Origin of the sequence: Photobacterium atrarenae (genome assembly GCF_024380015.1) — a bacterium.
Lineage (GTDB): Bacteria > Pseudomonadota > Gammaproteobacteria > Enterobacterales > Vibrionaceae > Photobacterium > Photobacterium atrarenae.
Window position 1 is genome coordinate 695863 of the sequence record NZ_CP101509.1, and the last position, 21308, is coordinate 717170.

General features: G+C 53.9%; 16 protein-coding genes. 9 read left to right on the forward strand and 7 right to left on the reverse strand.

Annotated elements, in window-relative coordinates; translation table 11 throughout:
* Positions 1 to 95: 95 nt before the first annotated feature.
* Positions 96 to 2030, reverse strand: a complete 1935-nt coding sequence (locus NNL38_RS19210) for a PTS mannitol transporter subunit IICBA (RefSeq protein WP_255392051.1) — start codon at positions 2028 to 2030, stop codon at positions 96 to 98.
* A 1453-nt stretch (positions 2031 to 3483) separates the two neighbouring features.
* Here NNL38_RS19210 and ptsG point away from each other — a divergent pair.
* Together ptsG and NNL38_RS19220 are read left to right on the forward strand one after the other, a co-directional pair.
* A complete protein-coding gene (ptsG, locus tag NNL38_RS19215) occupies positions 3484 to 4872 on the forward strand; it encodes a PTS glucose transporter subunit IIBC (RefSeq protein ID WP_255392052.1) in 1389 nt (462 codons plus the stop codon).
* Between the two features lie 246 nt (positions 4873 to 5118).
* Positions 5119 to 8178 carry an EAL domain-containing protein gene (locus NNL38_RS19220; RefSeq protein WP_255392053.1) on the forward strand — a complete coding sequence of 1020 codons (3060 nt, stop codon included), beginning with the start codon at positions 5119 to 5121 and terminating at the stop codon, positions 8176 to 8178.
* 87 nt (positions 8179 to 8265) lie between these two features.
* Here the strand turns inward: NNL38_RS19220 and NNL38_RS19225 are convergent, their stop codons facing one another.
* Positions 8266 to 8898 carry a hypothetical protein gene (locus tag NNL38_RS19225; RefSeq protein ID WP_255392054.1) on the reverse strand — a complete coding sequence of 211 codons (633 nt, stop codon included), beginning with the start codon at positions 8896 to 8898 and terminating at the stop codon, positions 8266 to 8268.
* A 132-nt stretch (positions 8899 to 9030) separates the two neighbouring features.
* Positions 9031 to 9945, reverse strand: a complete 915-nt coding sequence (locus NNL38_RS19230; RefSeq protein ID WP_255392055.1) for a DUF808 domain-containing protein — start codon at positions 9943 to 9945, stop codon at positions 9031 to 9033.
* Positions 9946 to 10382: 437 nt separating this feature from the next.
* Here NNL38_RS19230 and NNL38_RS19235 point away from each other — a divergent pair, with 437 nt between their 5' ends.
* The 5 genes from NNL38_RS19235 to NNL38_RS19255 are packed head-to-tail and all read left to right on the forward strand — an operon-like array spanning position 10383 to position 15033.
* The gene (locus NNL38_RS19235; protein ID WP_255392056.1) at positions 10383 to 11501 is read left to right on the forward strand and encodes a cytochrome c oxidase subunit II; all 1119 of its coding nucleotides are present in this window, start codon (positions 10383 to 10385) and stop codon (positions 11499 to 11501) included.
* A 35-nt stretch (positions 11502 to 11536) separates the two neighbouring features.
* On the forward strand, positions 11537 to 13336 hold the full coding sequence (gene ctaD / locus NNL38_RS19240; RefSeq protein WP_255392057.1) for a cytochrome c oxidase subunit I: 1800 nt from the start codon (positions 11537 to 11539) through the stop codon (positions 13334 to 13336).
* The gene (locus NNL38_RS19245; RefSeq protein ID WP_255392058.1) at positions 13333 to 13953 is read left to right on the forward strand and encodes a cytochrome c oxidase subunit 3; all 621 of its coding nucleotides are present in this window, start codon (positions 13333 to 13335) and stop codon (positions 13951 to 13953) included. The genes ctaD and NNL38_RS19245 overlap by 4 nt, the downstream gene beginning before the upstream one ends.
* Positions 13954 to 13966: 13 nt before the next feature.
* The gene (locus NNL38_RS19250; protein ID WP_255392059.1) at positions 13967 to 14656 is read left to right on the forward strand and encodes a heme-copper oxidase subunit III family protein; all 690 of its coding nucleotides are present in this window, start codon (positions 13967 to 13969) and stop codon (positions 14654 to 14656) included.
* Positions 14657 to 14664: 8 nt separating this feature from the next.
* Entirely contained in the window at positions 14665 to 15033 is a 369-nt protein-coding gene (locus NNL38_RS19255; RefSeq protein WP_255392060.1) for a cytochrome C oxidase subunit IV family protein, read from the forward strand.
* A gap of 92 nt (positions 15034 to 15125) precedes the next feature.
* Here the strand turns inward: NNL38_RS19255 and NNL38_RS19260 are convergent, their stop codons facing one another.
* The gene (locus tag NNL38_RS19260; RefSeq protein WP_255392061.1) at positions 15126 to 15683 is read right to left on the reverse strand and encodes a DUF4231 domain-containing protein; all 558 of its coding nucleotides are present in this window, start codon (positions 15681 to 15683) and stop codon (positions 15126 to 15128) included.
* Positions 15684 to 15930: 247 nt separating this feature from the next.
* Between NNL38_RS19260 and NNL38_RS19265 the strand changes: the two genes are divergently transcribed.
* Positions 15931 to 16122 (forward strand): hypothetical protein, encoded by a 192-nt coding sequence (locus NNL38_RS19265; RefSeq protein WP_255392062.1) that lies wholly within the window; start codon positions 15931 to 15933, stop codon positions 16120 to 16122.
* Positions 16123 to 16205: 83 nt separating this feature from the next.
* On the opposite strand, the gene NNL38_RS19270 is transcribed toward NNL38_RS19265, so the two are convergent.
* Positions 16206 to 17462: a D-amino acid dehydrogenase gene (locus tag NNL38_RS19270; RefSeq protein ID WP_255392063.1), complete on the reverse strand. Its 1257-nt coding sequence runs from the start codon at positions 17460 to 17462 to the stop codon at positions 16206 to 16208.
* 114 nt (positions 17463 to 17576) lie between these two features.
* Between NNL38_RS19270 and NNL38_RS19275 the strand changes: the two genes are divergently transcribed.
* Complete coding sequence (locus NNL38_RS19275) at positions 17577 to 18509, forward strand: LysR substrate-binding domain-containing protein (protein ID WP_255392065.1); 933 nt, start codon at positions 17577 to 17579, stop codon at positions 18507 to 18509.
* A gap of 335 nt (positions 18510 to 18844) precedes the next feature.
* Here the strand turns inward: NNL38_RS19275 and NNL38_RS19280 are convergent, their stop codons facing one another.
* Positions 18845 to 20305 (reverse strand): alpha-amylase family protein, encoded by a 1461-nt coding sequence (locus NNL38_RS19280; RefSeq protein WP_255392066.1) that lies wholly within the window; start codon positions 20303 to 20305, stop codon positions 18845 to 18847.
* A 234-nt stretch (positions 20306 to 20539) separates the two neighbouring features.
* The gene (locus NNL38_RS19285) at positions 20540 to 21193 is read right to left on the reverse strand and encodes a GntR family transcriptional regulator (RefSeq protein ID WP_255392067.1); all 654 of its coding nucleotides are present in this window, start codon (positions 21191 to 21193) and stop codon (positions 20540 to 20542) included.
* Positions 21194 to 21308: the final 115 nt, after the last annotated feature.

The window sequence follows — 21308 nt, forward strand, 5'->3', positions numbered from 1 at the left end:
GATTTCCTACCCTTAAGACGATTCATATAAGGCCGGCTGGCACGCCGGCCTTCAATGTTTAGAAACAGAGATTAAAAAGAGAGAACAGTTCGGGATCAGGCCGCTTGCTGGCCCGCCAGAATATCCAGCACTTCATTGACATCCCTAGTGCTGGTAAGGCGTGCCACCGCATCCGGATCGTCCAGCGCATTGGTAATCGTGGTGATCACCTGAATATGCTCATCATTTTTGGCGGCAATCCCGATCACCAGTTTCGCCACATCATCTTCATCGTCGGTAAAGGTCACCCCGGCCGGGTACTGACAAATCACAATCCCGGTTTTCATCACCCGATCTTTCGCTTCGACAGTACCGTGCGGAACCGCAATCGACTCGCCCAGGTAGGTCGGCACCAGCTTTTCACGTTCAAACATCGCATCCACGTATTCCGGCTCTGCATAGCCCAGTTTTACCAGCTGCTCACCGGCAAAGCGGATCGCTTCCTCTTTGTTGCCTGCGCTCAGGCCAAGATGGATATTCTCTGCCTGGATCCGGAACACCTGCGGCGCTTGCGATTCAAAGCTGTCATCGTTGGCGGCAACCGGTGATACCTGAGCCGGCACATCATCATTGGCCGCATCCGGACCATTAGCCGCGACAATTCGGGTCACTAGGTCGTTATACACCTGGCTGTCGAGGAAGTTGGTCAGAGATATATGGGTTGCATGGGCAGCATGCTTACGCGCACGCTCCGTCAAATCTTTATGTGTAATCACGATATCCACCTCTTGCGGCAGGCTGTTAATGGCACAGTTGGTTACCTGAATGGTCAGGCCGGCTTCGTTCACTTTCTTGCGCAGCAGGCTGGCCCCCATGGCACTGGAGCCCATCCCGGCATCACAGGCCACAATGATGTTCTGTACCTGGGCCAGGTTAACGTGACCGGCAGGCGCTGCAGCCGGGGCACTTTGTCCTTTCATGCTTTGCATTTTCGACGTGGCCGACGCCAGACTATCGCCTTCATCTTCTGTCTCACGCTGGGTTTTCATCAGGATTGCCGCGACACAGAAAGAGACCGTTGCCGCCGCCAGTACCGAGAGGATCACCCCGGCAAACGAGGCTTTCGGAGTCATCAGCAACACCGCAAAAATAGAGCCCGGCGATGCAGGGGACACAATCCCGGCATTGAACAGGGTCAGGGTGAACACCCCGGTCATCCCACCGGCAATCACGGCCAGGATCAGACGTGGATTCATCAGGATATACGGGAAGTAAATCTCGTGAATCCCGCCGAAGAAGTGAATGATCGACGCACCGCCTGCGGTTTGTTTCGCCGTCCCACGACCAAACACTATATAGGCCAGCAACACGCCCAGACCCGGACCCGGGTTGGCTTCAATCAGGAAGAAAATCGACTGACCCAGCTCATTGGCCTGTTGAATGCCCAGCGGCGAGAAAATACCGTGGTTAATCGCATTGTTCAGGAACAGAATTTTCGCCGGCTCAACAAAAATGGAGGTCAGAGGCAACAAGCCAGCTTCAACCAGCAGGTTGACGCCGCCCGCCAGACCGGCAGACAGAATTTTCACGAACGGGCCGATCATCATGAACGCCAGGATGGCACACAGCATCCCGATGATCCCGGCCGAGAAGTTATTGACCAACATCTCAAAGCCGCTTTTGACTTTGCCGTCGACCCAGTTGTCGAACTTCTTGATCGCCCAGCCGCCCATCGGACCCACCATCATGGCGCCCATGAACATCGGAATATCGGTCCCGACAATGACCCCGGTGGTGGTAATGGCACCGACCACGGCACCGCGATCGCCGCCAACCAGTTTACCGCCGGTATAACCGATCAGCAGGGGCAGCAGGTAAGTGATCATCGGACCAACCAGCTTAGCCAATGCTTCGTTCGGCACCCAGCCGGTTGGGATGAAAAGCGCAGTGATGAAGCCCCAGGCGATAAACGCGCCAATGTTGGGCATCACCATGTTTGAGAGAAAACGACCAAAATTTTGTATTTTGATCTTTGCATCTGGTGATATCATAAGGATTCCCCGTTTGATGTTCAGTTTGAAAAATCAGTGTTAGAACGGTTCGCCAAAACCGTTGATTGCTTCGTACCCAATCAATCTATCACAGAATTTTCAGACGGCACTGAGAACGGGTTTTTCGTGATCAACCTCCTATTTTTATCCCCCTTCGCAAAAAATTAACGTGATCTCTGTTGCAAAACGTCATTGTAACTTAGCTACAAAACACCTACTTCACAAAAGTCAACACTAAATAGAAGATCAATATCACAAAATATTAACAAGCAAAACCCAAACTATTGGTGATTTAAATCACATTTACCAACTTTCACCCAGTTGTCCAGGAATAATATCGTGACACAAATCACGAAATTAGGTCAGACACCAACGAGTAAATCGTGTCGGCGATCCCAGAGACGATATTTTGTAGCTTTCTTACATACTCAACAGCGGAAATATTCCAACAGCACGTCCACCCCAAGATCGTATCCGCTCAAATCGAATTAGATATCCATGACAGCCCGCTTTCTGAATTCCAAATATCATCCAAGCCGGGATCTCACCACGAAGCAGGCGCCAGTCCCAAACTGTTCTGCCGATCCGAATGAATGATCAGCATCACAGATAAAATAGATATATCGCTCCGACGATTTTATTTATATCAATGCAGATAACCATAAACCTTTGGTACACAAACCGAATGACAACGAATATCATTTAACAAGGTGTCTCCTCAAATAAGAAAATCAATAATATTTATCATTCATTTTTACGCATATAAAACCAGATTAATAAAAGATATAAGGCAGACATTTCTATCCAAATTGCAGCCGTGAGATTTTGATGAAATAAACTTCAAGCGATAGCATTCATTCTCATTCCGAACTTGATATTATCCTGTCCTATCTATCTGTTATTCTGCGTTTCCCCTCTTCGAGAAACCTCGTCGATACCAACGCCGCAATGTAACCAGAAACCCTGAACGTAACAAAGTTATCAACCCAGAAATCCATGCAAACCATTGATTTACCAAGATCATTAAATTACACCAAAGAGATTTTGTGAATTAGATCACCGTACCAACTCTACCTTCTGTTACACAGGGCTTACAGAGCCCAGTTTTTTCGTTACCTAAAGAAACTATAAGTTACACTATGTTACGTCCAGTGTGACGTATCACGCGTAATTATTCCCGAACCTGACTTATGATGATTACCGTGAATTGGAGAGCTGGAAAAATAAATATCCAATCATCGATAAATAACAATTTTCTAAATATTCATTTTTGAAAACGACGTGATAATTAATTCTATATTGCACGTAATTGAATAACCATTCCGGTTAGCGTGCAAATATACACTTCACCTGGTAATCCTGTCTTTTAAATCTGACAGGCCGGTTCAGTATGACTTAATTTTTATGTCCACAACATATCTCAATCTAATGTTCATCATGAATGGGGGTTCAAATGAACGTGTTTAGTACGATGCAAAAAATGGGGCGCAGCCTCATGCTGCCAGTCGCCTGTATGCCGGCAGCGGGTATCCTGCTGGGTATTGGCGGTAACGCTGAAGTCGCGAAATTCCTGCCGGAAATCGTGGCGCAAATCATGACCGAGGCCGGTCTGGGTGTGTTTGCCAACATGGCACTGCTGTTTGCCATCGGTGTTGCCCTGGGCTTTACCAAAAACGACGGGGTTGCTGCCCTGGCGGCCGCACTGGGTTACCTGACCATGACCCGTGTGCTGGGCGTGGTGGCTGAAGGCACAGATACCGGTGTATTCGGTGGTGTGATCATGGGTCTGGTTGCTGCACAGCTGTTTAATAAATACCACTCTATCCAGCTACCGACTTACCTGGGCTTCTTCGGCGGTAAACGCTTTGTTCCGATTGTCACGTCCCTGGCGGCTTGTGTGGTTGCAGCGATCCTGGCGATTGTCTGGCAGCCAATCGGTGCCGGTATTCAGTCTTTCTCTGAGTGGGCCGCTTACCAGTCTCCGGAAGTTGCCTTCGGTATCTACGGGATTGTAGAGCGCTCGCTGATCCCATTCGGCCTGCACCATATCTGGAACGCACCATTCTTCTACGAAGTGGGTGAGTTCACCACTGCTGCCGGCGAAGTGGTTCGCGGTGAAATCCCTCGCTACCTGGCGGGCGACCCAACTGCCGGTAACCTGGCCGGTGGCTACATGTTCAAGATGTTCGGTCTGCCTGCAGCATGTCTGGCCATGTACATGACCGCAAAACCAGAGAACAAACTGAAAGTTGCTTCAATCCTGGGCTCTGCGGCACTAACGTCATTCCTGACCGGTATCACGGAACCCATTGAATTCGCATTCATGTTTGTTGCACCTGTCCTGTACGTTGCACACGCCCTGCTGGCTGGTTCTGCATTCGTGGTAATGATTCTGCTGGGTATTAAACACGGTACTACCTTCAGCCACGGTCTGTTTGACTTCACCCTGCTGTTCGGTCATTCCACCAACGGCTGGCTGCTCCCGGTTATCGGTCTGGTGTACGCGGCAATTTACTTCCTGGTATTCACTGCGCTGATTAAAGCCCTGAACCTGAAAACCGTGGGTCGTGAAGACGAGAAAGAAGCTGCGACTGAAGTGGATACTGCCTCTGACGGTCTGGCGAAAGACATTACCGAAGCCTTTGGTGGCAAAGCCAACATCAAAGATCTGGAAGCTTGTATCACTCGTCTGCGTGTCACGGTACACGATGGTTCGAAAGTGAACACAGAGCGTCTGAAAGAGCTGGGTGCTGCCGGTGTCTTCGCCAAGGGCGATAACTTCCAGGCGGTATTCGGAACGCACTCTGAAATCATCAAAGGTCAAATGGAAGCGCTGGCATAATCCATCCGATTCCAAAGATCACTCACTGCAAACCGGGCTGCCTAGCCCGGTTTTTTATATGCAGGAAAAGCCAGCACGGCTGAATCAATTGCTCAACACAATGCAACTGTGAACGAGCAACTCACAATTTTGCAACAATACCAACGACCCATATATGCACTCTGGCTCTGAGTTGTTATATTAGGCATAAGCATGTACTCACTATGTAGGTATACCCACTTTGAGTTATAAGAGATCCGGAATGGCATGAATCACGCCAGCATTCTCGATCTGGTCTACAACGCTGCCCTGCTGCTGGCCATGATCATCATCTACGATATTGCAGCCGGGCGTGGCCACCCTTCCCTCAATCCTGTCCGACAATTGTTTACCGGCCTGGCCTTAGGGGCCATCGGCGTGGTGATCATGCTAACGCCATGGGAATACGCACCGGGGATCATTTTTGATACCCGCTCTGTGTTGCTTAGTATTTCCGGGTTATTTTTCGGCGCTATTCCGGCAGCGATTGCCATGGTCATTACCGGGAGCTTGCGTTATGTGCAGGGCGGCACTGCAGCACTGACCGGCATCTCCGTGATTGTGGCTTCCGGCTGCCTCGGGATCGCTTGGCACTACCTGCGCCGAAGGCCGTTGAGCGAACTCACAGTGCGGGAATTTTACCTGTTCGGAATCGCCGTTCATCTGGCCATGCTCGGTCTCATGCTGACCCTGCCCTGGAACGTCGCCCGCCAGGTGTTGTCCAGTATCACTTTTCCGGTTCTGCTTATTTACCCGATCATTACCGTCGCGCTCGGCATGCTCTTTACCCGCCGGCTTCAGCGAGATGAGACTGCCGAAGCCCTGCGGGAAAACGAGTTTCTGTTCCGCTCCCAGTTCGATTTGGGCAACATCGGCATCGCCATTACCCACCCGGACAAACACTGGCTTCGGGTCAACCCACGGCTGTGTCACATGCTGGGCTATACCGAGCAAGAGCTGTTACAACAAAGCTGGGTGGATATTACCCACCCGGACGACTTAGAAGCCGATCTGGCTCAACACCAGGCCATGCTCGAAGATAGAATCCAGGGCTACAGCATGGATAAACGCTTTATCCGCAAAAACGGCGAGCTGCTCTATGCCCATATGACGATTGCCTGCTACCGGATTGAAAACAATATCCAGTTTTTTATTGCCGGGATCATCGATACCACCGAGAGTAAAGAAGCCGAAGCGCAGTTACGGGCTAAAAAGGAGCAATTGGCATTCGTGCTGGCCGGCAGTGACTTGGGCTACTGGGACTGGGACATTCAAACCAATACGATCCAGAGTAACGAACGCTGGGCTAAAATTCTGGGCGCTGATCCTAATGGTGTTGCTACAGACCATCAGTTCTGGTTTGACCGCATTCACCCCGATGATCGCCAGCGCGTTCGCCAGTCCCTGACGGAGCACCTTGAAGGCTGCACCTCGCAACATAAAATTGAGTACCGGATATTAACCAAACAAGGCCAGTACAAGTGGATCCTCGACTGTGCCAAGGTAGTGAGTTACGACGAAAACGGCAGCCCGCTGCGGATGAGCGGCACCCAGACCGATATTACCCAGCGCAAAGCTGCGGAAGCATCGATGCAGCTGGCTTCGATGGTGTATCAGAACAGCAATGAAGCTATGGTAGTCACCAACAGCCACGGCCAAATCATTGATACCAACCCGGCTTTTACCGCCATCACTGGCTACCAGCCGGATGAAGTTCAGGGGAAAAGCCCGAAAATACTGGTGTCCCGCCACCAGGATCGCAACATTTTCGACAATATCGTCAATGCCCTGTTTGCAGACGGCTGCTGGAAAGGTGAAATTGAACAATGCCGCAAAAACGGCACCACGTATACCGCCTGGCTCAGCATCAATTCCATCTATAACCCGGATGGCTCGGTCCAGCGTCGGGTGGCACAGTTTGCCGATATTACCGAGAAGAAAGAGTCGGATCAGATCATCTGGAGTCAGGCCAATTTCGACGCCCTGACTGGGTTACCGAACCGCCATATGTTTCTGAGTCAGCTGGAGCAAGAGCAGCGTAAAGCCCATCACCGGGGCGATAAGGTCGCGCTCCTGTTCCTCGATCTGGATCACTTTAAAGAGATTAACGACACCCTCGGCCACCATATCGGTGATGAGCTGCTCAAGGCGGTTGCCAAACGGTTGCAGCACTGCGTCAAGGAAACCGATACGGTCTCGCGCCTAGGGGGAGATGAGTTCACCGTCATTCTGAGCGGGCAGAAAAATGCCCGGGGAGCCGAACAGGTCGCCCAGCGTATCCTGTCCCAATTTGCTAGGCCGTTCAGCCTGGATGTCGAAACCATTTATATTTCGCCAAGTATCGGCATCACCCTGTTCCCGGAAGACGGTACCGACGCCGACACCCTGCTGAAAAACGCCGATCAGGCGATGTACGCCGCCAAAGCTCAGGGACGTAACAACTATCGCTATTTTACCGCCTCGATGCAGGAAGAAGCTTTATACCGCCGCCGACTGGGCAATGAACTGCGTCAGGCACTCGGCAGTGATCAGCTGGCGCTGCACTACCAGCCGATCGTTGATTTACGCAGCCGGGAAATCACCAAGGCTGAAGCCTTGCTACGCTGGAAGCACCCGGAACTGGGGTTTATCGGCCCGGCCGATTTCATTCCGGTGGCCGAAGAAACCGGCATCATTGTCGAGCTGGGTGACTGGGTCTTCCGCCAGGCTGCGCGTCAGGTTGCTATTTGGCGCCGCGAGTTCCACCCGGCGTTTCAGATCAGTATCAATAAATCCCCACTCCAGTTTCGTGAGCAGGGCAATGATATCCACAGCTGGATCGCCCATCTCCGCTCGCTCGGCCTGCCCGGCCAGGCAATCGCTATCGAGATCACCGAAGGTCTGCTGCTCGATGCCAGCTCGACCGTGACCGAGAAGCTTCTGGCCTTTCGGGACGCGGGGATCCAGGTGTCCCTGGATGACTTCGGTACCGGCTATTCTTCCCTCTCGTACATCAAGAAGTTTGATGTCGACAATATCAAGATCGACCAGTCTTTCGTGCGTAACCTGAGTGCCGGCTCTGATGATATGGCGGTTTGCGAAGCGATTATCGTGATGGCCCACAAGTTGGGGCTGGAAGTGGTCGCAGAAGGGATCGAAACCGAAGGCCAGCGCAAGCTGCTGATGGATGCCGGCTGCGATTATGGTCAGGGTATTCTGTTCTCCATGCCCAAACCCGCCGACGCGTTCGCGCAGCTAGTGAGTACGCATCAAGAAGCAACCCAGCGCCCCAGTGATCTGCTGGTTTAGGCTGTCTGCCGCATTACCAGACACTACAAACAACCCCAGGCCACCGGGCCTGGGGTTTTCATTTCAGCCAAAATCATACCGGCCGGTTTAATCCTCGACCAGCTCATAGAATTGCGCCATCTCCTTGGGCGCAATCCCGTAGCCGCCGTCGGTCAGATAGCCACCTTTGTAGACGGTCATGCCCTGCTCGTTCCAGTCAACCGCGATTTGCGCCGTCTCACCATCCCGGCTGCCCAACAACGCCAGCACTTCCTTCGTCACCGGAATTGCTCTGATGGTTTTCACCCGCTTGAATGTCTCGAACTCTGAACTCTGGGGTAGTGCGCCGTAAGTTTCGAGCCAGGTTTCCATCGGCACCAGCCATTCGTTATACACTGCCCCACTGACGGGCACTGGATGACGGGCAATCACTACTACATTGGTAATGGTGTTTTCCGTTTCCAGTACCGGCTTGCCATTCTCATCGGCCACAAAGGTCGGCAACACCCGGTCCAGCTCGCTGCGATGGGGCAAACGGCCCAGGGTCAACGCTTTCTTGCGATAGGCCTGTGCCGACTCAAATTGGGCCATCAGTGCTGGGATATCCTGAAACACCACCGGCGCAGCCGTTTCTGCCGGCGCCTTGGCTTCGGATGTCTGCACCGCACTCACATCCGCCGCAGGTGCAACCGATGCCCACAACACCGACGTCAGGGCCGCGGTCAGCAGAAATTTATTCATGTCTATTCTCTCTGAGATCAACGATACAACCTGCTATGTTAATCGCATTTACCGTCTCAATACTAGCTTCTGCCCCACTCACGCCATCTGGGCAGTTCAATTGTGCAATGAGTCACCAGGCAGCGCCGCGGTTTATTTGGCAAGCCGCTTGCCCATCGAGACCCCGGCCAGTACCACGGCGCCGGCTATCAGGCCAACCACAGCGTTAATCAGCGCTGGCAGAATCCAACTGGCGCCCGGTAATCGGGCGAGTTGCTCGGAAAGCTGTTCGACCCAGACATGGGCGTGCGGAATACTGTGCATGATGATCCCGCCACCGACCAGGAACATCGCCGCTGTACCGACCACCGCCAGCACTTTCATCAGGTACGGCGCAGCATTAATCAGCCCGCTGCCCAGCACATGGCGCACCGAACGCCCGGGACTGCCTTTGACCAGCCAGAGACCCAGATCATCCAGCTTCACAATGGCCACCACCAAGCCGTAAACGCCAATCGTCATCAACAGGGCAATTACACAGACCACCAGCACCTGGGTCGAAAAGCTGGCTTGCTGCACGGTTCCCAGCGCAATCACGATGATCTCGGCCGATAGAATGAAATCAGTCCGGATCGCCCCACCGATTTTCTGCTGCTCAAAGGCCACGATGTCCTCCGGCTGCTCCGCCTGCGCCAACTCATCCAGCAGGGCATTTTCCTCAGGTCGGGGATTGTGCTGCCACTTCTCGGCGATTTTCTCCGCCCCTTCGAAGCACAGGTAAAGCCCACCGAGCAGCAGCAAAGGCGTGATCAGCCAAGGAGCGATCGCACTGATCAGCAAAGCCGCCGGCACCAGAATACATTTGTTGCGAAACGATCCCTTGGCCACCGCCCAGACCACCGGGATTTCCCGCTCGGCCCGAACGCCCGCGACCTGCTGGGCATTGAGCGCCAAATCATCCCCAAGCACCCCCGCGGTCTTACGCGCAGCCACTTTACTCATCACCGCCACATCGTCCAGCACGGTGGCAATATCATCTAGCAAGGTCAACAAACTCGCGCCGGCCAAAACCTTCTCCTCATTATCAGCTATCAGGCATCAGTATAGGCTGAACGCCACCCTCAACCGGGCCCAGAAAGGTATACGCTTTCAGACTATGCACTCACAGGCAGGCCTGTTGCAACCGGAAATACCTAAGGCGTACGGACCTGGATCAAACAACCATGCCGCCGGTCCTCACAATTCAGACAAATGAACAGAAATCAGCCGCATGACTCGCGCGCCGGGTATTCCTCCGCTAAGCTCAGTTATGATTCAAACAGAACAATTTAAGAATATTTCAAACAGCATCGTGGCGATGGCGCTGGCAGATTAGCCGGGTAAAGACCTCCCGAACCACCCCAATCCGCCCGCTTTGTTGACGGCCACTTTTCGGGACTCTCCTTACGGAGATCATTTGACTACGGGATTTTTCAGGGACGCAACGACGCGAAGGTGTTGCATCTATGGCTATTGCCATTGCCTTGATTCTCATCGTCATCGTCTCGGTCCTCTTTCACTTCTACAGTCCGTGGTGGCTGACACCGGCGGCTTCGAACTGGGGTGAAATCGATGACGCCTTAACCCTGACCATTGTGATCACCGGGGCATTTTTTATCGGCATTAATTTGCTGATCGCCTGGCTGGTGATCCGCTATCGCCACAAGCCCGGACGTAAATCCCACTACCAACCGGAAAACAAAAAACTCGAAAGCTGGCTGTTCGGTCTCACCACCATTGGAATTGCTGCGCTGCTGGCCCCGGGGCTGGTAGTGTACGGCAAATTTGTCAGCGTCCCGAAAGATGCCAAATTCGTTGAAGTGGTCGGGGAGCAATGGAAGTGGAGCTTTCGCTTTCCCGGCCAGGATGAACAACTGGGCCAGACCGATATTCGCTTTGTCAGCCCCACCAACCCGCTCGGCCTGGATCCGGACGATCCGGCCTCTGCTGATGATAAGGTGATCCTCAGCCCCGAGTTGCACCTGCCGCTGTTCACCCCCTACAAATTCCTGCTGCGATCCAAAGACGTCCTGCACGATTTCAATGTCCCGGAGTTTCGCGCCAAAATGGACCTGGTCCCGGGCACCGTCAGCTACTTCTGGCTCACCCCGACCCGGCGCGGCACCTTTGACATTCTTTGCGCCGAGCTGTGCGGGGTCGGCCATTTCAATATGCGCGGCCGGGTGGTCGTTGAAGATGATGCCGCCTTCGGCGCCTGGCTCGCCATCCAACCGACCTTTGCCGACACCCAGCGCCCGCCGGAAGCCGGTGATGTGACCGATCTGGTCGCGCTAGGGAAAACCCTGTCTGAGGTGAACGGCTGTATTGGCTGCCACAGTCTCGACGGCAAACCCGGTGTCGGCCCGACCTGGCTCGGCCTGTACGGTAAAAACGAACGAATGTCCGATGACACCCTGTTGCGGGTCGATGACGAATACCTGCGCCGGGCCATTCTCGATGCCAATGCCGAAATCGTGAAAGGCTATCCGGCCATTATGCCGATCTACCAGTTCAGCGAGCAGGAAGTCAACGCGCTGATTGCCTATATCAAAGCCGTATCGGATCCGTCGGCCGAATCCGAGTAAGCCATCGGGTCTGTACAAGCGGGGAGAACTGAATCATGTCAGGATACACAGGATCACACAGCAGCGACCATCCCCAGTCTTTCTGGACCAAATACATCTGGAGCCAGGATCACAAGGTGATTGCGATTCAGTACTCACTGACCGCGATAGTCATGGGCCTGATCGCCTTGGTGCTGTCCTGGCTGATGCGGCTGCAACTCGGGTTCCCCGGGGTATTTGAGTTCATTGATCCCGAAACCTATTACCAGTCCATGACCCTGCACGGGATGATCATGGTGGTATACCTGCTCACCGCCCTGTTTCTCGGCGGATTCGGCAACTACCTGATCCCGCTGATGGTCGGTGCACGGGATATGGTGTTTCCTTTCCTCAACATGCTCAGCTACTGGTTCTATCTACTGGCTTCATTGATTCTGGTGGCGAGCTTTTTTGTCAGCGGCGGCCCGACCGGGGCCGGCTGGACCCTCTATCCACCGCAGGCCATTTTGCCCGGCACCCCCGGCACCGACTGGGGCATTGTACTGATGTTGATCTCGCTGGCGGTGTTCATCGTCGCCGCCACTATGGGGGGTCTCAATTACGTCACCACCGTATTGCAGGCCCGCACCGAAGGCATGACCCTGCTGCGGATGCCGCTGACGGTATGGGGGATCTTCACCGCCTCGATCATGGCCCTGCTGGCATTCCCGGCCCTGCTGGTCAGCGCGATCATGATGCTGTTTGACAAATTGCTGGGCTCAAGCTTTTTCATGCCGGCGATCATGTCGATGGGCCAGCAGACCGATTACGGCGGCGGCAGCCCGATCCTGTTCCAGCACCTGTTCTGGTTCTTCGGCCACCCGGAAGTGTATATCGTCGCCCTGCCTGCGTTCGGGATCGTCTCGGATCTGATCAGCATCCATGCCCGCAAAAACATCTTCGGCTACAAAATGATGGTCTGGGCTATTGTCGGCATCGCTGCCCTGAGCTTTATCGTCTGGGCGCACCATATGTACGTTAGCGGGATGAATCCGTATTTCGGCTTCTTCTTTGCCACCACCACCCTGATCATCGCAGTCCCGACGGCCATTAAAGTCTACAACTGGCTGTTCACCCTGTGGCGCGGCGATATTCACCTCAGCCTGCCGATGCTGTTTGCCATCGCGTTTATCAGCACCTTTATCATCGGCGGCCTGACCGGACTGTTCCTCGGCAATGTGGTGGTCGATATTCCGCTCTCCGACACCTACTTTGTAATTGCTCACTTTCATATGGTGATGGGCGTGTCGCCGATCCTGGTGATCTTCGGCGGGATCTATCACTGGTATCCGAAAATCACCGGCCGGATGCTCAATCCGGCGATGGGCCATCTCCACTTTTGGATCACTTTCATCGGCACCTATGCGATTTACTTCCCGATGCACTATCTGGGGATCCTCGGCATGCCGCGGCGCTACTTCGCCTATGAAGACTACAGCTTTATTCCCGAGTCAGCCCAGACCCTGAATGCCTTTATCACCATCGCCGCGCTCATCGTCGGAGCCGCCCAGCTGATGTTCCTGTTCAACCTGGCCTGGAGCCTTAAACACGGCCAGAAAGCCTCGGCCAATCCATGGCGGGCCACCTCGCTGGAATGGCTGACACCGGACACGCCACCGAGGCACGGCAACTGGGGCGAGCATCTGCCGGTGGTGTATCGCTGGGCGTACGATTTCAGCGTGCCGGGACACCAGGAAGATTACATTCCACAAACCACGCCACCGGATGCCCCCCCTGCCGGATACCGAAGCGGGCACGACCGGAACTGCACCGGATCCCGGGCCATTGTCCCGAACCGATTTAAGGAGCGGCCATGATGAAACCTGATCCCCGCACCGCCCCTAACCGGGCCACCCCAACCCTGAGTCCGGACGGCGATCGCGCTTTTACCCCGCCCATGCAGCGGGCACCCGCGTCGGCCGGGGTATGGCTACTGATGGCCGTCATCACCGTGCTGTTTTTCCTGTTCACCGTCGCCTACCGGATCCGGATGGGTTTGAATGACTGGCAGCCGATGAGCGAGCCGTGGCAGCTCGGCGTCAGTACCGTGCTACTGGTCCTGAGCTGCGTCGCCTTGCATCTGTGTTGTCGCAAAGCGGCCCTGCTGCCGTCTCTGCCAGCCTGCCGCCCGCTGTTGCAGCTGGCTGTCGGCCTGACGCTGGGATTTGTGCTGGCCCAGCTCTGGGTCTGGCAGCAGCTGCTGGCGATGAACATTCGGGTCGGGCACAACCCGGCCAACAGCTTTTTCTACCTGCTCACCGGCCTGCACGGTGTGCATGTGCTGGGTGGGCTGATGGCCCTCGGCTGGGTTTTCTATCACGCCAAATATCGTCACAGTGATGCGCTCTATCCGTCACTGCGCCTATGTGCTCGCTACTGGCACTTTTTACTGCTGATCTGGTTATTTTTACTGGGGCTGTTCCGGTTGACCTAAGAGGTATATCACCATGAATTCTCCCTCGCCCCGTCGCGGGGCAAACACTGCACAAACCGGGCAATGGGCAAGCATCGTCAACGACTTTTCAGCCGATCGGGCGGTCTACCCCATCTCGTCTTTCAAAACCATGATGTGGCTGTTTCTACTCAGTGACATCTTCGTATTCGGCTGCTTTCTGACCGGCTACATGGCGGTGCGGATCACCACCACCACGCCGTGGCCGGTCCCCAGCGAAGTCTTCGCCCTGACCATCGGCGGGCAGAGTATTCCGCTGATCCTGATCGCGATTATGACCTTCATCCTGATCACCAGCAGCGGCACCATGGCGATGGCGGTCAACGCCGGCTACCGGCGCAAGCGCAACCAGGCAGCCCTGCTGATGCTGATCACCGCGCTGTTCGGGGCCAGTTTTGTCGGCATGCAGGCGTTTGAGTGGAGCAAACTGATTGCTGAAGGGGTCCGGCCCTGGGGCAACGAAACCGGTGCCGCCCAGTTTGGTGCCAGTTTCTTTATGATCACCGGCTTTCACGGCCTGCATGTCAGTGTCGGGGTCATTTACCTATTGATTGTCGCCGGGAAGGTCTGGCGCGGCGATTATGAGCACCACGGTAACTACGAGATTGTGGAAATCACCGGACTGTACTGGCACTTCGTTGACCTGGTATGGGTCTTTATCTTTGCCTTTTTCTACTTGTGGTAGGAGGCCCTATGAACACGTCACCTTCCCATTCAACCGAGCACCAACAACAGCACCCGATCAGCCTGTACTTCAAAGTCTGGGGTCTGCTGTTTGTGCTCAGTACCTTGTCCTATCTGGTGGACTACTTTCACCTCGAAGGGTTGCTGCGCTGGGGCCTGATTTTGATTTTCATGATCCTCAAAGCCGGGTTGATTGCGAGTGTCTTCATGCACATGCTCTGGGAGCGGCTGGCACTGGTGTACACCATTTTCCTGCCACCGCTGGTGCTGCTGGTGCTGGTTGCCCTGATGGTCAGCGAAGCCGATTATATTTTCCAGCTGCGGGAGCTATTCTTTCACGAAGCACCGTTTATTCCACACGCAAGCGGCCATAAATAGCCTCCTTCTCCCAGCTTAGGTAAGGATGTAATGAAATAAGAAAGAGCAGCAGCCCCATCTCAGGGCTGCTCAATTATCCCTCTGAGTCCGGTTTAGGGCATGGTGCGTTTCATTTTCGCCCATTGGTTTTGCAGGCTGATCAGCCAGTGGGGGGGCGCTTTGCCTGTCCCGGCGGGTTTAAGTTTGTCATGGGCCAGCGTGACATTGGCCAGCGTCAGCTCCTGGCTCGGTTCGACATCTACCATCAGCACATGCTGACCAGACTTCAGGACCTGTTTAAAACGGCGGAACTGATAATGCAGCTCCTGGATCCCGAACAATCCGCCTTCCCAGGTAATAAACCCCAGCATCACAATGGCCAACATAATAAACGGCAGCCAGCCGACCGCTGCCACCGCACCGGACAAATACGCCACCAGCAGAACAATCACGGCGGCCCCGACACCGATCACCGCACCGATCTCGGTTGAGTGAACAATATCGTTGCGCATGAAAGATTTCACCGGGTGAAGGTGATGATGGCTTGAGACCTCGGCATCCTTGTCGGTCAGTACATGAATTTGTGGCGGGCTGATCCCGCTGAGTTCCAGCTCATACTCCACTAATTCAAGATCGTCCAAGTCATCGCTGATATAAAAGACTCGCTTCATGATGGACTCCTGACAAAGTCGTACAGGCACCCCAACAGGGTGAGCTGAACGCCTGTCTCACAGACAGTGACAATACTTGTACACTGCTAGACGTTTCACGAGATAAAACACTGCTTACTCTTCAATTTTACTACAGCTGCAGCCATTCACTTTGCCAAAAAAGCGACCTCTGACATTTTCCTAACATCCCATCTGGCGGGCTGCATTATGATCGACCGTTCACTGTTTCACGAAGCCTTCTACTATTATGAAAAAGCGTAATACCTTCAGCCTTTTACTCCTCACCAGCCTACTGGGCGGTTGCCAGCTGACCCATATTGCAGGCGAAGTGGACGGGGTGAATATCCGTGCGACGACAGAAGATCACAAAGAAAACCGCGACCATCACAGTCACGGTTCATTCTGTCCGCCGGGACAGGCCAAGAAAGGAAACTGCTAAGCTGCTTTTTTGCTTAGCGGCTTAGGGCTTAGCGGCTTAACAACATTCAAACCGAGCCTGAACGGCTCGACCCGAACCACATCTTAGCCAGCGTAACGGAAGACATCCAACCCGCTCGGATCGATATCCGTGTCCTGTCCGCTGACGATATCGGCCAACAAGCGGGCTGAGCCGCAGGCCATGGTCCAGCCCAGGGTGCCATGGCCGGTATTGGTGAACAGGTTGCTGTAGGTGGTTTTGCCGATCACCGGCGTACCATCCGGCGTCATCGGCCGCAGCCCGCTCCAGTATTCGGCCTGGGCGATATCACCGCCATTCGGGAACAGATCCTGGATCACCATTGAAATCGTCGCCTTACGCTTCTCGGCCAGGCTGAAATCATAACCCGCCAGCTCTGCCGTCCCCGCCACCCGGATCCGATCCTCAAAGCGGGTCATCGCTACTTTATAGGTCTCATCCATCACGGTAGAAACCGGCGCCCCGTCCGCATCCGCAATTGGCATGGTCAGCGAGTAACCTTTGACCGGATAGACCGGGAGCGACATCCCCAACGGTGCCAGCAAAGATGCCGAGTAACTCCCCAGTGCCACCACATAGGCGTCCGCTTTCAGCTCTCCGGCGCTGGTTGAAATCGAGGTGATTTTGCCGTGCTGCTGGTTCAGGCTGGTCACCTGAGTCTCGAACAAGAATCGCACCCCGACCTGCTGCGCCAGCTCGGTCAGCTGCTGACAGAACAGGTAGCAGTCACCGGTTTCATCGTCGGGCAGTCGCAGACCGCCGACGATCTTTTCTTTGACTTTCGCCAGCGCCGGCTCAGCGGCGATACAACCGGCCACATCCAGCTCTTCGAAACGGGTACCGCTCTCGGCCAGCACCTGAATATCTTTGGCCACCGCTTCAACCTGGGCGTGCGTGCGGAACACCTGCAGCGTGCCCTTCTGACGACCTTCGTAATGCAAGTCCTGCTCCCGGCGCAGATCGATCAGACACTCGCGGCTGTAGTTGGCAATCCGCAGCATTCTGGCTTTGTTGACCTGGTATTTATCGGGGCTACAGTTGGCCAGCATTTTCGCCGCCCACAGATAGAGCTCCGGCGAAACTGATGGTTTGACCTTCAGCGGCGCGTGCTTTTGCATCAGCCACTTCATTGCTTTGACCGGAATGCCCGGCGCCGCCCACGGGGACGAATAGCCGTAAGAGATCTGCCCGGCATTGGCAAAGCTGGTTTCCTCGGCGCTGCGTGGCTGACGATCCACCACAGTGACATCATGGCCGGCCTTTGCGAGATACCAAGCGGAGGTGAGTCCAACCACACCACTTCCTAAAACAATCACTTCCATCGACGGCATACCTTATCTGTTCGGTTTGAGAATAAAGCGGAGAATGCGCTATTTACATTTGCATAACAATCGATAATATTTAGCAGCAGTATTTAGTTTTTCTAAAGGCAAACAATGTCGTCACCCACCTCGCTTCTCACCGGTTCGACGCTGTCCGGCCTCGCGACCTTTAACATCGCGGCCCGCTACGGCAGCTTCACCCAAGCCGCCGAGCACCTGCACATCACCACCGGCGCGGTCAGCCAACAGATCCGCCAGTTAGAACAGCAGCTTAACCTGACCCTGTTTGAACGCCATTCCCGCGGCATTCGCCTCACCGACAAAGGGCAACAGCTCTACCAAGTGGTCAGCCAGAGCCTCCATGACATCAGCGACACCCTATCCCAGCTACAGCAACCGGATCCGGAAGGGGAAGTGCGACTCAAGCTGACCCCGTCATTTGCTTACAAATGGCTGGTACCGAGGCTTCAGGATTTCTATCAGCAGTACCCGGAGATCAATATCCAGATCTTTGCCGAGGGTGCCCTGGTGGACCACCAGGACACCAGCGTCGACCTGGTGATCGATTATTGTCGCCAGCCGCATACCTCCGGCACCTTGCTGATGAGCGAGTATTTACTGCCGGTGATGAGCCCGGCCTACCGGGACAAGTTCGACTGGCAAGCGCCGAAGTGCTGGGAGCAGGTGGTACTGCTGCACGACGCCATGCCCTGGCGCGATGCCCGCGCTGACTATGAATGGCATCACTGGTTTCAGAAGATGGGACTCCAGGCCAACAGCCAGAAGGGTCACTACTTTAACCGCACCGACATGGCAATGGCGGCGGCTGAAGCCGGGCTGGGGGTTGCCATGGCCCGCGGGGCATTGCTGCACGATGATCTGAGCTGCGGTAAATTGGTCTCGCCATTTGAGGCCATTCCGGCCAAAGCCGGTTACTACCTGATTCAGCATCGTCAAGGCCAGGCCATTCAATGCTTTATTAACTGGCTCTGCCATGCAGCCCGAGAGCAAGCGCCGTCTCCAACGCAAAAGAGCGCAACAAGTTAGACACAAGATCACACTCTGACCTATCGATTGCAGCACCTTGAATCGCTTCGTGGCACATAAGTTTACAATGTAAATCAAATTTCATATCACAATCAGGGGATCTGCCATTTCCAATATGACTGCAGCAACCGGATGGAGTGGACAAGCGTGACAGCGTCACAAAAAATCGTGAAAACCGGGAGCTCTGCAGCAGAAATCAATCCGATGCTGGTGTGATGAGATAATATGGCAACCCATGCATTGAACGGCCAACCGTCTATTACTGAATCACAGTGATGGCCAATGATCGGGCTAGCGCAAGACTAGCCCTTCTTCTGATCGGAGATCCGTATAATTTACAACGCCAACATCCGGGCGGTTCGGGCCGGCACTGTCAAGGTGTGATAGCGCGAGGTGATGGTTTCACTGTGATTGCTCAGCTTATCCTGATACGGCATATACCAGTTGAACTCAGTATTGTAGGTATCGATGGTATAAGAGCGCGCTTCGCCACATTTGTTGATTGCCACCAATCCCTCTTTTTCCCGCTTGAAGATCAGCAGGCAAGAGTCGCTGTACAGGGTCTCCATGGATTTCCCCTGCATCTGGTTATGGAAGCTGATCATGCTGACCATCTCGCTGCGGTTCCAAACCTCTTTCCAGCGGCCATTATCCTTATCCTCTTCAACGGAAAGCGCATCACTGTAAATCAGCGGCGTCCCGCCATCCTTGCCCAGAATATAGGCGTAGGCGAGCTGCTCGTCGGTCGGATCCATAATCTGATAGCGGAAGCCATCATTGGTGGGAATGTCGTGAGTGATGGTAAAGGTAATCGCACGCTCGTCCGCCAGGGCCTGGCCGTACGCTTGCGGGTCGTGGAGCTGGGACATACTGCCGCCGAAAGAAAAGGCAGCGCGGATCGAGGCGAACAGCGGAAAATCGTACGCGCCATGATTGGTGTTATTCAGATACGGCTCCAGGAATGAGTGGTAGTCGCTGCTCCCTTTACCGCCGCTGGTGATCACCTCGCCAAAAACATGCATTCCGGCAGTGATTTCCGGGGTGAATATCTGGCTGATCTGATAATCACTCATGTGCTTAACCGCATCGACCCGAAACCCTTTGATCCCCATCGCTTTTAAAGCCTGCAGGTACAGACGTTGCTGGCCGACCACCCAGGCGTTCGGATCCAGATCCGGCAGCCCGGTATCGCCATTGCCGCCGCACAAACGCCAGTACTGCACGTGGCCCGGATCGCTCCAGTCGGTGATACAGCCGGCCGGGTGGAAATCATTGTCAGAAAACTGCCCCTGGCTGAGATCGCCGAACAGCTTTTGCCGGTTCACATAGTCCATATCCTGGCCGTACTGCGCCAGCAACTCACTGCCGGGATAATTCAGATCACTGCGTTTCCAGCTCTCGTTGGCCATATGATTGAGCACCACATCGGCATAGACAGCGACCCCTTCGTTGTTCAGGGCGGTGATCAGCGCCTGCAAGTCTTCTTTATTACCAAGGGGGGAGTCTATCAGACGAATGTCCTGCGGCTGGTAGCGCGCCCACCACTGCTCCCCGGTTGATTTGAGCGGCGGGGAGATCAGGACTTTCTTATATCCTGCCGCCGCGATGTCTTTTGCCTGGCTGGTCACATCACTGTATTTCCAGTTAAACGCATGCAAAATCGTCTCGGCATGCGCCGTTGAGACCCCGATGCCTGAAACCAGAAGCGCCCCAGCGCCCAACAACAAAGACTTAGTCGTTTGATGAAAGCTAGTTTGATGAAAGTTAAACGGTTTTGTTGATGTAGAAGTACCCATAAGATGACCTTGTGCTTGATTTATTATTGGAATCGTCAATAGGTTATTTATTCATCAGGACAATGGTGAGCAGCGCTTTTTCAAGATGAGAGCAACATCTCCATCGGTAGTGATGGATTTATCAAGCATGTGATCGACAGGGATTTTTGCGGGGCGCCTACAAGAAATTTGAACACTGCTTTGCCATGTAAAAATACATGGCAAAGCCACCCTCGTAGGTGGCTATGATGACGCCTATTTTCGTTGAGTAATACTGCGGTAAGCCATATCGGTGAGGTAGTCATTCAGTCGGTGTGAAGCCAATACTGCTTCTTCCGCATCGGTGTGACTGACAGCTCTTAATACAGCAGCATGATGTGAAGAAGCTTCCACTAGATCAGAATCTTGATTCTTATACGCAAACCAAAAACGACGGGAAAGTCCTTGTAACGGTGCCATCGCGAGTTGGAGGTATTCATTCGCCGCTGCTTTCACCAACAAAATATGGATCTCTTTCAACAAAGTTGCGTACAGAAGATCGTCTTTATTTTGTGCACATGCTTCAAGTTTTTCTGCAAGCAGCAGCATTTGTTGCTTTTCTTCGACGCTCGCACGGGAAGCTGCGTATTTCACACACAATGCTTCTATATCCCGACGAACTTCCAAAATCTTCAGCTGACTTTCGACTGAAATCGCCGGGATCTGAATACCACGTCTAGGGTGAATTTCTACCATCCGCTCATAAGCCAGGCGCTGCAAGGCTTCACGTACGGGTGTTCGCCCTAGCTCCATCCCCTCTGCTAACTGTTTTTCACTCACCATACTCCCCGGCTCTAGCTCACGGAAGATGATCATTTTCTCCAACTGGTTGTATGCAACCTCGGTCTTATTTGCCGTATTTATTGTCATTCAGCGCTCTATTCCCTTGATCAATTTTTAGTGAGCGATCTCACGATAAGCAGTTTTGGAATTGTACCACACAAAAAAAAGGGCATATATTGAAAACACACAATTGATATATCAG

Bases quoted from the DNA above. Each gene is read 5' to 3' on its own strand.
- NNL38_RS19210 (WP_255392051.1), bottom strand. From the start codon at position 2,030: ATGATATCACCAGATGCAAAGATCAAAATACAAAATTTTGGTCGTTTT.
- ptsG (WP_255392052.1), top strand. From the start codon at position 3,484: ATGAACGTGTTTAGTACGATGCAAAAAATGGGGCGCAGCCTCATGCTG.
- NNL38_RS19220 (WP_255392053.1), top strand. From the start codon at position 5,119: ATGAATCACGCCAGCATTCTCGATCTGGTCTACAACGCTGCCCTGCTG.
- NNL38_RS19225 (WP_255392054.1), bottom strand. From the start codon at position 8,898: ATGAATAAATTTCTGCTGACCGCGGCCCTGACGTCGGTGTTGTGGGCA.
- NNL38_RS19235 (WP_255392056.1), top strand. From the start codon at position 10,383: ATGGCTATTGCCATTGCCTTGATTCTCATCGTCATCGTCTCGGTCCTC.
- ctaD (WP_255392057.1), top strand. From the start codon at position 11,537: ATGTCAGGATACACAGGATCACACAGCAGCGACCATCCCCAGTCTTTC.
- NNL38_RS19245 (WP_255392058.1), top strand. From the start codon at position 13,333: ATGATGAAACCTGATCCCCGCACCGCCCCTAACCGGGCCACCCCAACC.
- NNL38_RS19250 (WP_255392059.1), top strand. From the start codon at position 13,967: ATGAATTCTCCCTCGCCCCGTCGCGGGGCAAACACTGCACAAACCGGG.
- NNL38_RS19255 (WP_255392060.1), top strand. From the start codon at position 14,665: ATGAACACGTCACCTTCCCATTCAACCGAGCACCAACAACAGCACCCG.
- NNL38_RS19260 (WP_255392061.1), bottom strand. From the start codon at position 15,683: ATGAAGCGAGTCTTTTATATCAGCGATGACTTGGACGATCTTGAATTA.
- NNL38_RS19265 (WP_255392062.1), top strand. From the start codon at position 15,931: ATGAAAAAGCGTAATACCTTCAGCCTTTTACTCCTCACCAGCCTACTG.
- NNL38_RS19270 (WP_255392063.1), bottom strand. From the start codon at position 17,462: ATGGAAGTGATTGTTTTAGGAAGTGGTGTGGTTGGACTCACCTCCGCT.
- NNL38_RS19275 (WP_255392065.1), top strand. From the start codon at position 17,577: ATGTCGTCACCCACCTCGCTTCTCACCGGTTCGACGCTGTCCGGCCTC.
- NNL38_RS19280 (WP_255392066.1), bottom strand. From the start codon at position 20,305: ATGGGTACTTCTACATCAACAAAACCGTTTAACTTTCATCAAACTAGC.
- NNL38_RS19285 (WP_255392067.1), bottom strand. From the start codon at position 21,193: ATGACAATAAATACGGCAAATAAGACCGAGGTTGCATACAACCAGTTG.